The sequence below is a fragment of the Paracoccus sediminicola genome (assembly GCF_027912835.1).
Taxonomy (GTDB): Bacteria; Pseudomonadota; Alphaproteobacteria; order Rhodobacterales; family Rhodobacteraceae; genus Paracoccus; species Paracoccus sediminicola.
Map to the genome: position 1 here is coordinate 3,026,023 of NZ_CP115768.1, position 13,368 is coordinate 3,039,390.

The 13,368-nt window shown below is 63.7% G+C and carries 14 protein-coding genes and 1 pseudogene; 9 read left to right on the top strand and 6 right to left on the bottom strand.

All coding sequences use genetic code 11. From position 1 onward, the window contains the following. Positions 1 to 10: 10 nt before the first annotated feature. The 3 genes from PAF18_RS14815 to fliF are packed head-to-tail and all read right to left on the bottom strand — an operon-like array spanning position 11 to position 2,412. Positions 11 to 268: a FliM/FliN family flagellar motor C-terminal domain-containing protein gene (locus tag PAF18_RS14815; RefSeq protein WP_271116457.1), complete on the bottom strand. Its 258-nt coding sequence runs from the start codon at positions 266 to 268 to the stop codon at positions 11 to 13. After that, the gene (locus tag PAF18_RS14820; RefSeq protein WP_271116458.1) at positions 269 to 817 is read right to left on the bottom strand and encodes a hypothetical protein; all 549 of its coding nucleotides are present in this window, start codon (positions 815 to 817) and stop codon (positions 269 to 271) included. After that, the gene (fliF, locus tag PAF18_RS14825; RefSeq protein ID WP_271116459.1) at positions 814 to 2,412 is read right to left on the bottom strand and encodes a flagellar basal-body MS-ring/collar protein FliF; all 1,599 of its coding nucleotides are present in this window, start codon (positions 2,410 to 2,412) and stop codon (positions 814 to 816) included. The genes PAF18_RS14820 and fliF overlap by 4 nt, the downstream gene beginning before the upstream one ends. 111 nt (positions 2,413 to 2,523) lie before the next feature. Between fliF and PAF18_RS14830 the strand changes: the two genes are divergently transcribed. Genes PAF18_RS14830 through PAF18_RS14870 form a run of 9 tightly spaced genes read left to right on the top strand, consistent with a single transcriptional unit; the run spans position 2,524 to position 9,327 of the window. Continuing rightward, complete coding sequence (locus PAF18_RS14830; RefSeq protein ID WP_271116460.1) at positions 2,524 to 2,991, top strand: flagellar basal body-associated FliL family protein; 468 nt, start codon at positions 2,524 to 2,526, stop codon at positions 2,989 to 2,991. Continuing rightward, a complete protein-coding gene (locus PAF18_RS14835; protein ID WP_271116461.1) occupies positions 2,988 to 3,332 on the top strand; it encodes a hypothetical protein in 345 nt (114 codons plus the stop codon). Before PAF18_RS14830 ends, PAF18_RS14835 begins: the two co-directional genes overlap by 4 nt. Then, complete coding sequence (locus tag PAF18_RS14840) at positions 3,325 to 3,858, top strand: MotE family protein (RefSeq protein WP_271116462.1); 534 nt, start codon at positions 3,325 to 3,327, stop codon at positions 3,856 to 3,858. The genes PAF18_RS14835 and PAF18_RS14840 overlap by 8 nt, the downstream gene beginning before the upstream one ends. An 8-nt stretch (positions 3,859 to 3,866) precedes the next feature. Beyond that, positions 3,867 to 4,733: a flagellar motor stator protein MotA gene (gene motA, locus PAF18_RS14845; protein WP_271116463.1), complete on the top strand. Its 867-nt coding sequence runs from the start codon at positions 3,867 to 3,869 to the stop codon at positions 4,731 to 4,733. Continuing rightward, a complete protein-coding gene (locus PAF18_RS14850; RefSeq protein ID WP_271116464.1) occupies positions 4,730 to 5,029 on the top strand; it encodes a hypothetical protein in 300 nt (99 codons plus the stop codon). The genes motA and PAF18_RS14850 overlap by 4 nt, the downstream gene beginning before the upstream one ends. Further along, positions 5,019 to 7,100: a flagellar biosynthesis protein FlhA gene (locus PAF18_RS14855; protein ID WP_271116465.1), complete on the top strand. Its 2,082-nt coding sequence runs from the start codon at positions 5,019 to 5,021 to the stop codon at positions 7,098 to 7,100. Before PAF18_RS14850 ends, PAF18_RS14855 begins: the two co-directional genes overlap by 11 nt. A 33-nt stretch (positions 7,101 to 7,133) precedes the next feature. Next, positions 7,134 to 7,853, top strand: a complete 720-nt coding sequence (locus tag PAF18_RS14860; protein ID WP_271116466.1) for a flagellar biosynthetic protein FliR — start codon at positions 7,134 to 7,136, stop codon at positions 7,851 to 7,853. Then, complete coding sequence (flhB, locus tag PAF18_RS14865) at positions 7,850 to 8,941, top strand: flagellar type III secretion system protein FlhB (RefSeq protein ID WP_271116467.1); 1,092 nt, start codon at positions 7,850 to 7,852, stop codon at positions 8,939 to 8,941. The genes PAF18_RS14860 and flhB overlap by 4 nt, the downstream gene beginning before the upstream one ends. 20 nt (positions 8,942 to 8,961) lie before the next feature. Continuing rightward, positions 8,962 to 9,327 carry a hypothetical protein gene (locus PAF18_RS14870; protein ID WP_271116468.1) on the top strand — a complete coding sequence of 122 codons (366 nt, stop codon included), beginning with the start codon at positions 8,962 to 8,964 and terminating at the stop codon, positions 9,325 to 9,327. On the opposite strand, the gene PAF18_RS14875 is transcribed toward PAF18_RS14870, so the two are convergent. From PAF18_RS14875 to PAF18_RS14885, 3 genes and pseudogenes are all read right to left on the bottom strand, one after another. After that, positions 9,318 to 10,706, bottom strand: a complete 1,389-nt coding sequence (locus PAF18_RS14875; protein WP_271116469.1) for a hypothetical protein — start codon at positions 10,704 to 10,706, stop codon at positions 9,318 to 9,320. The two genes, PAF18_RS14870 and PAF18_RS14875, sit on opposite strands and share 10 nt — an antisense overlap. After that, positions 10,699 to 12,378: pseudogene (locus PAF18_RS14880) on the bottom strand (DUF5927 domain-containing protein). The gene PAF18_RS14875 and the pseudogene PAF18_RS14880 overlap by 8 nt, the downstream one beginning before the upstream one ends. Beyond that, the gene (locus PAF18_RS14885) at positions 12,375 to 13,367 is read right to left on the bottom strand and encodes a glycosyltransferase family 2 protein (RefSeq protein WP_434802263.1); all 993 of its coding nucleotides are present in this window, start codon (positions 13,365 to 13,367) and stop codon (positions 12,375 to 12,377) included. Before PAF18_RS14885 ends, PAF18_RS14880 begins: the two are co-directional and overlap by 4 nt. Between the last annotated feature and the right edge of the window lies 1 nt (position 13,368).

Here is a 13,368-nt window from a genome sequence, read left to right on the forward strand (position 1 = left end):
AAGCCGGACCTCATTCCTCGCCGTCGCCTGCCTGAACGATGCGCAGCAGCAGGCGGTCGCCGTCGGTTTCGTCGGCGATGAGTTCCCCTCTTGCGACGACATGCTCGCCCACGCAGATCTCGACGCCGTCATCGACAGTCTGGTCAAGCGGCAGGATGTCGTTTTCCTGCAACGCCGACAGCTCCGCCACCGTCATCCGCCGCCGTCCGATCCGCACCGAGATCTCTACCGGGATATTGTCGGTCATCACCGTCGCATTCATGTCCATTCAGCGCTCCTCATCCGTTGAAGCCTCGCCGAGAAGACGGTCGAGGCGTTGTGTGATTTCGTTCGGGTCGATTGCGATCCGGCCATGCTCGAAGGTGATTTCATTGATCTCGCCGGGTATCAGCCTGATGCCCTCTAGCCCGAGCAAGTCGATGCGTCTGCGCAAGCTCTCGATGAGTTCGACCGGCCCGGCAATCTGGCAGGTTGCCGGGATACCGGCGCGGCAAAGCCTTTGCAGCTCGCCTATCACCGTCTCGACGATCAGCGCGGAGGGCTTCGCGCAAAGCAGTGCCGTGACCGCCTTGAGAACCGGTGTCACGGCCTCCAGCGTCTCGGATATCGCCTGCTCGCGCATCTCCGCCTGCTCCTGCGCCTGCGTTGCAGCCATGCGGAGCGCCGAGATCAAGTCTTCGACTTGACCCTCACGGCCAACAGCGAGCCCGTCGGCATGGCCGCGCGCATATTCCGCGGCCAGTGTCGCGGCGTCGGCGTCTGCCGGGGCGCTTGTCTCCGCGGCGGCAAAATCCTCGAATCGAAGCACCCGGCTCATGTCGCGGATCTCTCATCTTCGCCGATCCAGCCGTTGAGCAGGCGCACGGTCTCTTCGCGGCGTTCCTTCATCAGCGATTTGAGCCGCTCGACCGGCTCTGTGGTGCTGCCGCCGGGGCTGTCGAAGTCAAAATCCGCCGCGGCCATCGAGATCATCGGCATATCCGAGGACTCAGGATTCTGGACTGGGGAAAGATCCGGCAGCGCGGCAGCGGACCCGTCGCCGGAGGGCGGCGAGGATGTGTCCAGCCTCGCCGGTTCGCGCGCAGCGCCGCGCCCGCGCAGGGCGCGCATGGTCAAACCGAGAGCCATGATGGCGAACAGTCCCACCAGGCCAAGCCGGGCCAGAGAATCAAGCGCCAGCCTGTCGAGCAGCCCATGCGACCGCTCGACCTGCGTGCCAGCCTTTGTCCCGGCAATGAAGGCCATTGATTTGACGGTGATCTCGTCACCCCGGTCTTCGTCGAAGCCCACCGCTGCCGCGACGAGCTCTCGCATCTCGTCAAGCTCGGCCTCGCTGCGGGCGACGATCTGCGTTTCGCCATCCGCGCCTTCCTGCGCCACGCCATTGACCAGGACCGCCACGCTCAGCCGTCGGATCGCTCCGGGACGACGCTCGACCTGGCGGGTGACGCTGCCGACTTCGTAATTGGCCCTCTGCCGGGTTTCGGCACGCTGAGAGCTTTGCTGATCGCCCTCCTGGTTCATTCGCTCCGGCAGGTTGGAGGCGGCGGTGACCGCCGTCGCCCCGGCCATGCTCGATTCGTCGGTCAGCTCTTCGGTTTCTTGCGAGATCATCGCGCGCTGCGTCGGATCAAAACGGCGTTCGGTCAGTTGCTCGCTCTCGGTCACGAGATCCACGCTGACCTCGACAATCGCGTTACCTGAGCCGACATGCGGCGCCAGAATCCGTTCTACATTTTCCTTCATCCGAGTCGCGCGATCGGTCGAGGCTTGTTCGCCTGGTGGCTGGATGACCCCGCGTACGCTGTCTATGACCGAGACTGCGCTCGGGGTCAGCTGCGGCACCGCAGAGGAAATGAGAAACCGCATCGCATCGGCCTGAGCCGGGGTGAGCGGTGTGCCGTCGGTGACCACGGTCACCGAGGCCGCACCCGGCTGGCGGTCCCGATATCCGCGTGCCTGCGGCGCGGTCAGATGCACCCTCGCGCTGCGGACCGATGGGATCGACAGGATGGTCCGGGCAAGCTCGCCTTCCTTGGCGCGCCAATATGCGGCGTCGAACATCTGCGATGTGGTGCTGAACCCCGACATCTGGTCGAGGATTTCATACCCCGCGCCTCCCTGCCTCGGCAGGTTCTGCGCGGCGAGCTCCATACGCAGCCGATCGCGCTGGCGTTCATCGACCCAGATCGAGCCGCCCCGCAGCTCATAGGCGATATTGCCCTGTTCAAGCTGCGCGACCACCGGCCCGGCCTGCTGATCGTCGAGCCCGGAATAAAGAAGCGCCATCGGAATGCGCCCGGCCAACGCGACGAAGGCCAGCACCAGTATCAGGCTTGCCGCGAAGCCGCCGAGTATCGCCATACGCTGACGCGATGTGCGCATTTTCCAGAATTCATGCAGTTCTTGCAATTCGGCCCCTCGTCGATTCGATGTCCGCCTGACCCTCCTTCTGCATGATCCGTGTTAATTATTAGTTAGTTGGCGGGTGTTATTTCCTCGGAAGGAACGAGGAGAATCACCATGACCGATGCGATCTCGGAAGATGATGTTCCCGCGCGACGCGGCCGGCCTGTGCTGGTCATGATGTTGCCCGCGATCCTCGCCGGGCTGGGCGCGTTCGGGGCTGGATATGCGGGCTTCATCAGCCCGCTTGATCTAATTTCGCCGCGGGCGGAAGCGGTGCAGGAAACGCCTCAGGTTGTCTTTGTCGATGTGCCGCGGATCGTCGTGCCCATGGCCGGGCGCGAGCGCCAGCTGATCCTCAGCGTGAAGCTCGATGTGCAGCCGGAGAAAGCGGCCGAGGTGCGCATGTTGATGCCGCGCGTGCTGGACAGTTTCACCGGCTTTCTCAGCGCCATCGATCCGGCTGCAATCGACCGGCGCGGCGTTCTGGACATCATTCGGGGCGAGCTGCGCGCGCGGGTCGACATGATTTTCGGCGCCGATGTCATCAACCAGCTGCTCATTACGGAGTTCGCCGTTCAATGACGCTCGCAACGATCCTGTCGGCAATCTGCGTGGCCGCAACGCTGCCGCTGTCGATTTACTGTCATATTCTCTCGCGGCGGCTGAAGCGACTGAACGATCTTGAAAGCGGTCTGGGCGGCGCAATTGCCGTGATGACTTCGGAAATCTCGCGTCTCGATGGGGCGATCCGCCGAGCCCGCGCCGAGGCGGAGCAGGCGACGAACGCGCTTTCGCATGCGATTGAGGACGCACGCAATGAGAAAGCTTATTGGGCGCTTCAGAAAGAGCTGACGCGCCCCGCGCCGGTTACGTCGAGGCGCCTCCGGCCGCGCGCCGCGATATCGGAGAGCGCTGATGATTAGAGTTTTCGCGGCCATTATCATCACCAGCATGCTGCCCTTTGCCGCGCTGTCGATCCAGTCCGGCGGCGGCAGCGATCCGGCAGCGATCGCCGCCGACGATATGCTGCGCGGCTGCGGCGATGTGCCCGAAGTGGTCGCGCTGATAGAGGAGTATCGCCTGCGCGAGACCCGGATCGCCAAGGCGCTGGCCGCCCTTCGCGATGAGCGGGCCGAGGTCAGCGAGGCACGCGCCGTGCTTGCGGTAGAGCTGAAGCGGCTCAAATCCGCCAAGAAACGCGCTGGCGGCTCGCTCACCAACCGCGAAAAGGCGGTCGAAAGCGATATCGAGCGGCTCGTCGCTGTCTATGAGGCGATGAAGCCAAAGGAAGCCGCGGCGGTGCTCTCGGATATTCCGGCGGAGTTCTCGGCAGAGCTTCTGATGCGGGTGCATCCCGAGACCAGCGCCAGGATCATCTCGGCGCTCGAGCCGGAGAAGGCCGCCATCCTCACCACCTATATGGGCGCCCGCAGCGCCTCGTCTGAATAGGAGACGCCATGTTCGGAGCGCTCGGCATCGTGCTAACCCTGCTGATGGTCTTCGGGGGCTATGCGCTCGCCGGGGGCAAGATGGGGGTGATCCTTCATGCGCTGCCCTTCGAGATGATGATCATCGGTGGCGCGTCGATCGGGTCCTATATCCTGTCGAACAGCGGCGCGATCCTCAAGGAGACGATCCCGTCGCTCATCCGCTCTTTCAAGGGGCCGGTCTGGCACGGGCAGGATCATGAAGACCTGCTATGCCTTCTTTTCCAGCTGCTTCGTATGGCCCGCAGCAGCCCCGTCGAACTCGAGGAGCATATCGAAAACCCCGAGAACAGCGAGATCTTCAAGACCTATCCGCGCATCCTCAACAATGCCGAGGCGGTATCGATCATCGCCGACACGATGCGATCTGCCAGCCTGAACTATGACGATCCGTATCAGGTCGAGGATATGCTGTCGAAACGCATTGCCCTGATCAAGGAAGAGCAGATGCACGTGCCACACGCGCTCCAGTCGCTCGCCGATGCGCTTCCCGCGCTCGGGATCGTTGCGGCGGTTCTGGGCGTGATCAAGACGATGGGCTCTATCGATCAGCCGCCCGAGGTTCTGGGCGAGATGATCGGCTCGGCGCTGGTGGGGACATTTCTGGGTGTGTTCCTGGCCTATGGGCTTGTCGCCCCGATCGCGCAGCGGCTAAGCGCGGTGCGTCAGGACGACATGGCGTTTTACGATGTCATCAAATCGGTGCTGGTTGCAGGGTTGCAGCAGCATGCGACCAATCTCTGTGTCGAGGTGGGGCGGCAATCAGCGCCTGAGCATGTCCGCCCCAGCTTCGTGTCGCTGGAGACCGCTTTGCGCGAAATCAAGAGGGCGGCATGATGCTGGCGGCAGTTTTGCTGTCGGGCAGCATCGGCTTCGGAGCCCAGGGACAGGGTTTCGAAGAACTGACCCGCGTGATCGACGGGCTGGTTCTGTCGGGGCGGTCGCTCCCGCCCGCCTTCCTGCTGGATGTCGAGCGCCTGCCTTCCGCCAGTGACCGCATGCTGGCGCTGATCTATCTGCGGCGAAGCGGGATGCTGACCGGAGACCCTGTCGCTCTGGACGAGCTTGTCTTCGACGGACCCGCTCCGACAGATGCCGAGCCTTGGGAGGGCATCGCGCAGAATGCCGACTGAACTGCGTCAACCCTCGGCCGGGATGCGCGGCATGCTCATCACCGCCGGTCTGGTGCTGATCGTGCTCACGATGGTGATCCCGATCCCGGCGACATTGCTTGATATCGGCATCGCGATTTCCATCGCAAGCGCCACCATGATCCTCGTCATGGCCTCGACCGTAGAACGCCCGACCGATTTCCAGGCCTTTCCGGTGCTGCTTCTGGTTTCGCTCGTGATCCGACTGTCGCTGAACGTCTCTTCGACAAGGCTGATCCTGACCGAGGGGCATTCTGGCGAGGGCGCTGCCGGTCATGTCATCAGCGGCTTCTCGACCTTCGTCGCAGGCGATTCGATGATGGTCGGACTGACTATATTCGCTGTGATATCGGCGGTGAATTTCATCGTGATCACGAAGGGCGCCGGACGCATGGCCGAGGTCTCGGCGAGGTTTGCGCTCGATAGTCTGCCGGGCAAGCAGCTTGCCATCGACGGAGACCTGAATTGCGGTGCCATAGACCACGAAGAGGCTAAGCGCAGGCGAGAGCGCGATCAACGAGAGATCAGTTTCTTCGGATCGCTCGACGGCGCGTCGAAATTCGTCAAGGGGGATGCGATTGCTGGGGTGGTCATCATCCTGATCAATCTTCTGGTTGGCATCGCGATGGGGGTCTTTGTGCATGATCTGCCGATAGACACCGCCTTGCAAAACTATTCCCGGCTGACCATCGGCGACGGTCTGGTCAGCCAGGTGCCCTCGCTCATCACCTCGATGGCAGCAGCGCTTCTGCTGTCGCGCGGTGGTGCCACCGAAGAAACGGCCAAGCTGATCCTCGGTCAGGCGGCGTCGGACTGGCGCGCCCCTGCCGTCGTGGCCGCCACGCTGGCCGCGATGTCAGCGGTGCCCGGCATGCCGAGTTTGATCTTTCTTTGTCTGGGCGGCGCGCTTGGCGTCCTTGCGTGGCGCACCCGACATCGCGGCGGGGCAGAGCCCGCCGAAGGCACTCCCGCGCCGGTCCCCCCTGTCGACCCGCCGCGCCGGATCGGCGACGAGATCGACATGGACGATATCTGCGTCGAGATCGGGCAGGATCTTGTGATGGATGCGCTTGATTCGGGGCGGGGCCTGGCGGCAAGGATCGGCAATCTGCGCACCCATATCGCGCGCAGCTACGGCATGATCCTGCCGGAGGTTCGAATCACCGATGACAGCGATTGCCCGCCCGACGCCTATGTGATCCGCGTGCACGGCGTCGTTCGGGGGCGTGGCACGTTGAAGCAGGGTCAGGTTCTCGCACTTGGTGACGAGGCTGCGCTGTCGCATCTGGGTGGCCCTGTCATCTCCGAGCCGGTCTTCGGCACGCAGGCGAAATGGGTCGAGCCGGTCGATCAGGACAGTGCCGCCATGTCGGGCGCAACGGTGGTCACCACGATGGAGGTGCTTTCGACCCATCTGATGGAGGTAGTGAAGTCGAACCTGCCAGAGCTGCTTACCCTGACGGCGTTGCAGCGCATCGTGGCCGCGATGGAAGAGATGTCGGACCCGGCGCGATCCAAGGCCTATCAAACATATTTCGACAATATGCTGCCGGAAAAGGTCGCTCCGGAACTGCTGCTCGGCGTCTTGCGTCAGATGCTGGACGAGGGCCTCTCGATTCGCAATCTGACCCTTATCCTCGACGCTGTGCATGAGTGCCGCAGCGCCGGCAGCGCCGAGGCGGTTTACGAGGCGATCCGCCCCCGGCTTCGCGGTCAGATCACACAGGCGATGATGGGACAGTCGCGGCAACTCGACATCGTGCAACTGCACCCAGCCTGGGAGGCAGAGATGGTCGCCGCCGAAAACGGGCTTCAGCGCGGCCAATCAGAGGTTCCAATCACCGACCTGACCCGACGGCTCATCTCGGGCCTGCGCACACAGCTCGCAGCGCTCGATCCGCGACAAGAGCCGGTGATCGCCGTGCCAGATCACCGGCGTCGTCAGCTGCGTGACATGCTGCAATCACATGGCGTCAAGCTTCCCGTGCTTGGTTTGGCGGATATCGATCCTTCGGCCGAGGTGCGGCTCGTGGCCACGATCGAGGCGTCGTGAGTGGCGGCGACGGGCTTTCTTCCAGCCGATCTGATGGCGCAGCTTATGCCTTTGTTGCTGGCCTATCTGCGGGTGCAAGCCGCGGTGTTGGTCTTCCCGGTCTTCTCCGAGCGGCTGGTTCCGCCGCGAATGCGGGCGGCGGTGGCGGTGGTTCTCGCTCCGTCAGCCTTCGCCTGGTCGGGCGGTACAATGCAGCAGGTGTCTGAAAGCTTCGCGCTTCTCGCGCTGCGCGAGATGCTGGTGGGGTTGATGATCGCGATCCCGGCGCGGATCACCGCGATGGCGCTGCATGTCGCGACCTCGGCCATCGGCGCAACGGCCTCACTGTCGCAACTCATCGGTACCGGGACAGAGGCTGCGCCGCATCCGATCGGCAATCTGATGCATATGGCGGGTCTGGCTCTGCTCATGGCGCTGGGGCTGCCGCTGCTTCTGCTGGACCTTATCGCGTCGAGCTATGCGCTGTTTCCCGCCGGCAAGCTGGGGCTGGGTGACGCGGATCCCGAGGCGCTGACAGGCATGGTGGCGCAGTCATTTGTGCTGGCGATGGCGCTGTCGGCGCCCTTCATTCTGGGCGGGCTTCTTTATCAGCTGCTGACCGGCGTGGTCAGCCGGGTGATGCCAACGCTGCCGGTCGTGTTCATCGGGGCACCGGCCATCATCCTGCTTGCTCTGGTCGGATTGTCGGTCCTGTCTCCGGCGATCCTCGCAGGGTGGGCCAATGCGGTCTTTGGCACGGCGGCACCGCCATGAGCGAGGATGACAGCGACGACAAGCAGTTCGACGCCACGGAACAGAAGCTTCGAAAGGCACGCGGAAAGGGCGATATTCCCCGCTCGCAGGAGGTCAACGCCGCGCTCGCCTATCTGGGCGCCTGTGCGGCGGGTGCGATGGCTGCGGCTTGGGCGGTGCCAGGCTGGCTGAGCACGACGTCGCAGCTCTGGACGGGTATGGGGGAGGCCCTGCAACCGCGCGGGACGGTCGGCGCGGTCTCCGGGGGGCTCCTGCGGGGCGCGGTCCAAAGCTGGGGGTTTACGGCGGTGATGTGCCTTGCCTCAATGGCGATTCCTGCCGCGGTGGTATTGATCGGGCTTTTCGCGCTGCGCGGCATCGTCCTGGTGCCAAGCAAGCTCGCGCCAAATCTCAAACGCATCGATCCGATGAAGAACGCCGCCCAGAAGTTCGGCAAGAGCGGGCTGGTGACCTTTGCCATCTCGGCGGCGAAGGCGGCCGCGGTGGCCCTCGGCGGATGGTTTCTGTTCCGTGCGTTGCTGCCGCTGCTGACAGCCTTTCACGGCGGAACCGGCTGGGTCGCCGGTCTCAAAGAGGTGATGAACCACAGCTTGCTGTTGGCGCTTGCCGTTTCGGTGATCTTTGCGGCGGCCGATCTTGGCTGGAAGCATTTCGACTTTCGGCGGCGCAATCGCATGTCTCTGAAGGAACTCAAGGACGAGATGAAGGACAGCGAGGGCGATCCGCAGATGAAGGCGACGCGGCGTCAGCGCTCGCAGGAGATCGTCCTCAGCTCGATGCTGGCCGATGTCGAAAAGGCGGATGTGGTGATCGTGAACCCCACCCATTACGCGGTCGCCCTGGAATGGAAGCGGGGCAGCGGACGGGCGCCGGTCTGCGTCGCGAAGGGTGTCGATGCGGTTGCGCTGCGCATCCGCGAGCGGGCGGCGGCGCATGACGTCCCGGTCTGGCCCGACCCACCCTGTGCGCGCGCGCTTCATGGCACGGTGCGGATCGGAGACGAAATCGAACGCGACCATTTCGCTCCGGTCGCCGCGGCGATCAGATTTGCCGAAGCCATGCGCGAAAATGCTCGGCGCGGATGGTAGCAATCTGGCGGAGGCGGATGGTGACACAGACCGAAAGGCTTAAAAGGCTCGCGAAGCTGGCCGAGATCCGCTCGGACGCCGAATTGAAACGGTTTTCGGCATTTCGCACACATATGGATATGCTGGTGGCGCGCAAGGCGGCAGCTGAGGCGCGGCTCTCGGCATCCTTTGCCCAGCCAAAAGCGTTCAGCATCGCCGAGGCGCGTCTGGCAAATGCCGAGGCAGGGCGGCTGGCGCGCGAGATGGCGGCGCTCGACGCGGAAATGGCCCGGATGCGGCCCGGCTTCGAGGCGGCGCGGCAGAAGGCGGTGCAGGAGTTCGGTCGTGTTCAGGCGTTGACGAAACTGGCCGAGGCCGCTCGCAATCCTGCGCAGCGTCACGGCTGATTTGTAAAGCCGAACTGAAGATAATCGCGCAGATAGGCGGCCCGCGCCGCCTGCTGAATCGACTTTTCGCCGAGAAAGTCAGGGAGCGGCTCGGGCGGACCGAGCTGCGGTGCCGGTAGCCCGGCCGCCTCGGTAAGCCATCCAAGATCCCGCTCCAGATCCGCTTCGCGCAGGATGAAGTCGGGATGCAGGAACCGCGCGAACCCCGAGAGCACCTCGGTCTGCGACGCCCAGATCGGTAGCACCCGCAGGCTGGACTGCCCGTTGAGAACACGCCGCAGCACCCCCAGAAACTGTTCGAACAGCGCCGCCTGATCATGCTCTGTCAGATCGCTCAGCCGGGCGGAGTGGGGCAGTTCGAGCCGGTGAATCTCGCGCAAATGCTCGTGCAGATCCGAGCCTTGACCGTCCAGAAGATGCGAAAACGCAGCCCAGGCCCGCCGCAGAGGATGGCGCAGCACGGTAAAGCTGCGATGGCGCGGATGTGCGCGCAGCCAGTCGCGAAGCGTGTTCTGCGTGAAATCCCGCTCGGTTTCGCCGCAGCTTTCCAGCCAGGTCGTGACACGCTCGGTCGGCCCGCCGCGGACCGGCATGAACAGAGCCCCGCCGCCCGCGCCGCTGGAAACGAAGCCGGGCACCGCGGGCCCGCGCCGCGGCTCGAAGGTCGGGATACGAGACAGGCAGAACGGATCGAGCCGGGCCAGATCATCCTGCATGGCGGCGATGTTTTCCACCTTCTCGGCCATCTCGCGCGGGTTCTGAGGCACCTGATCCGAGGCCGGACGGACCCGTTCGAGATCGTCACGGCCAAGCCATTGCAGCAGCCCGGTCATCACCCCGGCATCACGCAGATCTTCATAGTTCAGCCAGAACGCCGTTTGCCCGCTGATCTGCAAACCATGCAGCACGCGCCCCTGAAATGCCTCGATCGCCGCCAGCATCTCGCGGAAGGCGGTGCCATCATAGGCGATGCTGGCCGGGATCGGGGTCTCGGTCTGGTTCAGCTTCCACTGATTGGTCAGCCGGGCAAGCTCGGTCGAGACATAGCTGTCCACCGGGTTCCGCGTCAGCACGATCTTGGCGCAGCGCCGATCCTGCATGATCGCATCGAAGACGCGCGGATCGTGATCGTGGAAATAGCGAAACCCCGAAAGATGCCCCGCGCGCCCGGTGATTGCGGCCAGCAGGGCTTGCGGATCGGCGTCGCGCTCGGCCATCGAGATGCCGCGGATCTGGTCGGTATCAGGCCAGCCCATCATATAGGGGTTGAAAGCCTCTCCGAAGCAGGTGACGCCCTTGACCGCATTCAGCGTCGCCTCGAGCAGGTTCGAGCCGGTCCGCATCTCGGCGAAGATCACGAAGCTTTGGAAATCAGACATGCCATTCCTGTTCCGAGCTTGTGGCCGGGAACTCTCCCATCAAACGCGGTTGCAGCCCGGCGTTGCGCAGTTTCTGAAGGAAGCGCCCGAGCCCTTCCAGATCGCGAAGCGCCGGAGCCTGATCGTAAAGCGGCCAGTTGCCCTGCGTCAGATCGCGCACGATACGTTGCAGGATGGCGCCGGGGCGGGCCACAAAATCGGACAGCTCCCATATCTCGACATCGGCCTTGACCCAGACCGATTTGAGGATGTTGAGCTGCGCCAGCTCGATGCGCTGCAGCTTGGCGGCAATCCGGCGCACATCGTCGAACGGCATGTCGGAATGCATCAGGGGGACCACCCAGGCGCCGGTGACGATTCGGATCGTCGCATTGGGGTCGGTGACCATGAACCAGCTGAGCTCCTGCAGATCGCGCGGACCGAACTGGACCACCTGAGGCCGGTCGCTGATCCGGATCAGGCTGGTCAGGAAGCCTGTCGGATCGTAGTCGCGGGTTTCGGTGTGGATCGACAGCGCGCCGGGTCCGACAAGCGGGCGGCCCGCGAACTCGACCGTATCGGGCGCGAAAAGATGGCCATGCACATCCGCATCCACCCGCGCCTGCAACCACTGCTCGAAACCGGGGAAGAGATCGGTAAAGCCCTGCAGCACGGCATAGGGTGCCGCGGTCTTGCCGTTCTCACGGTCCTTCTTCGGAAAGCGGCTTTGCATATAAAGCCCCGGCCGCCCAAGCCTGCGCCGCGCCACCGTGGCCGCGATCAGACGTTCGATCCGGCCGGGATCGGGTTCGTCATGGATCCGGTCCGGGCCGAAATCCTCGGGAAACCGGGTCAGCAGATCGCGCGCGCCCGGCCAGATCTTGCGGGCCACGAAGCAGCGCGACATGGACAGCATCTCGGCGTGATCGCCATAGAGAATATAGGGCTTCCCCTTGTCGTCGAAGCTGGACAGGGTGAGCGAGCGGCTTTCGATGCGCGTCGAGTGGCGCCGGGCCAGCGTCTGGAAATAGCTTTCATCGGGAATCCAGACCCAGCGGAAAAACGCGTCGAATTGCCCGCGCCTCGGATCGTTCAGGATCGCATCGAGCGTCGCCCGCGTCAGGCACCACCATTGCGAGCCCAGATGCGGCACCACCCCGCGCGGCAGGCGGCGCTTGATCCCCAGACGGCGCTGAAGACCGACGATCAGGTCGAAGCTGCGCCGGAATTTGCGCCAGGATACGGGGAAGTAACGTTGAAAGCGCTCGATATTCAGCCCGCCCACGGTCCAGCCGACATCCTGCGCGCTGACGCTCTCGATGAAGTCCACGCCGGGATGACGGTCCAGATAGGCGCAAAGCTCGCGCACAGGGCGCAGAGGCAGGCAACTTCCCGAGGCCACATAGACATGGGTGACGTCCTCGAATTCCTCAAGCAAGGTCTGGCAACCATCCTGGGTCGCTTCGACCATCGAGAACATGCCTCATTCGCAGCGCCGCCGATCCACCCAGACCACATCGTCCAGATCGGCCAGCTCGCGGCACATGGCGTTATAATCATCCTCGGCGGTGCGGCTGTCGACATGGATCGCCAAGGCCGCGCCGCTTTCATGCCAGAGCCGGACCATCGCCGCGGCCACCTTGAGCTCGTCATGGCAAAGGAACACGACGCCAAGGCGGGCCGGCGCGGTCATGGCCAATTCCCCTGCGAGATCAGCCCGAGATCCTGCAATTGCCGCCAGCCTTCGAAGGGCCGCGATTCCGGGGTGAGAAGGATCATGTCATCCTGCAACAGGGTGCTATAGGCGCGGTATTCCTGGCTGTTGGCATAATGCTCGCCCCGCTCCATCTCTTCGCTGGATTTGTCGATGAAGGTGGACAGGAACTTGGCGTGCAGCAGCACCCCCGACACGCTTTCGCCGCCATCCTCGTCATAGACGAGGTTCAGGCTGCGCGGCAGCGCCATATGGGTCGATGACACATAAGCGTAGTAACGCCGCCACTTGATCAGCGGGATCTTGTTCAGCGCCGGGGCCTTTTCGGGTGCGCTGCCGAAGAAGATCCGCGCGCGCGGGCCTCCCTGAATCCACAGATTTCCATAAAGCCCGTTCTTGTGGATCATATAATTGGCCGGGTCGAAATAATTCGCGATCTCGAACGGGTCCTGACCCTCGCGATATGGCTGATCCCCGATCCGCCCCTGCGGATACATATCCAACAGCATGGCCGGGAAGGATCTGATTCCCGACGTGCTCAGCCAATGCGTCAGCGCCTGAAGCGGACGCGTGTCGCAATGCGGATAGACGAAGAACTCATCGGGATCGACGGTCAGGCACCAATGCCCGGCACCATAGCGGAACAGCAGCCAGTTCAGCCAGTCCATTCCAAAGCGCGACGCCTTATAGCTGGTCGTCGTCCGCCACAGCGAAACATCGGGCTGCTCTTCCAGATAGGCTGCGCTGCCGTCGTCTGAATTGTTATCGACGATCAGGAAATGTCCGATGCCCATGCGGCGGTAATAGTCGAGGAAATAGGGCAGGCGGACCCGCTCATTGCGCAGCGTGGCGAAGCAGAGGATCGTGTCGGGCCGGATCTTTTCGACGCGCAGCGCTATCGGCTGCACCTGACGCCGCCGCCTGAGCGCGCGGCCAAGGCACCATTGCCGTGTCGCCCGGAGGCGCAGC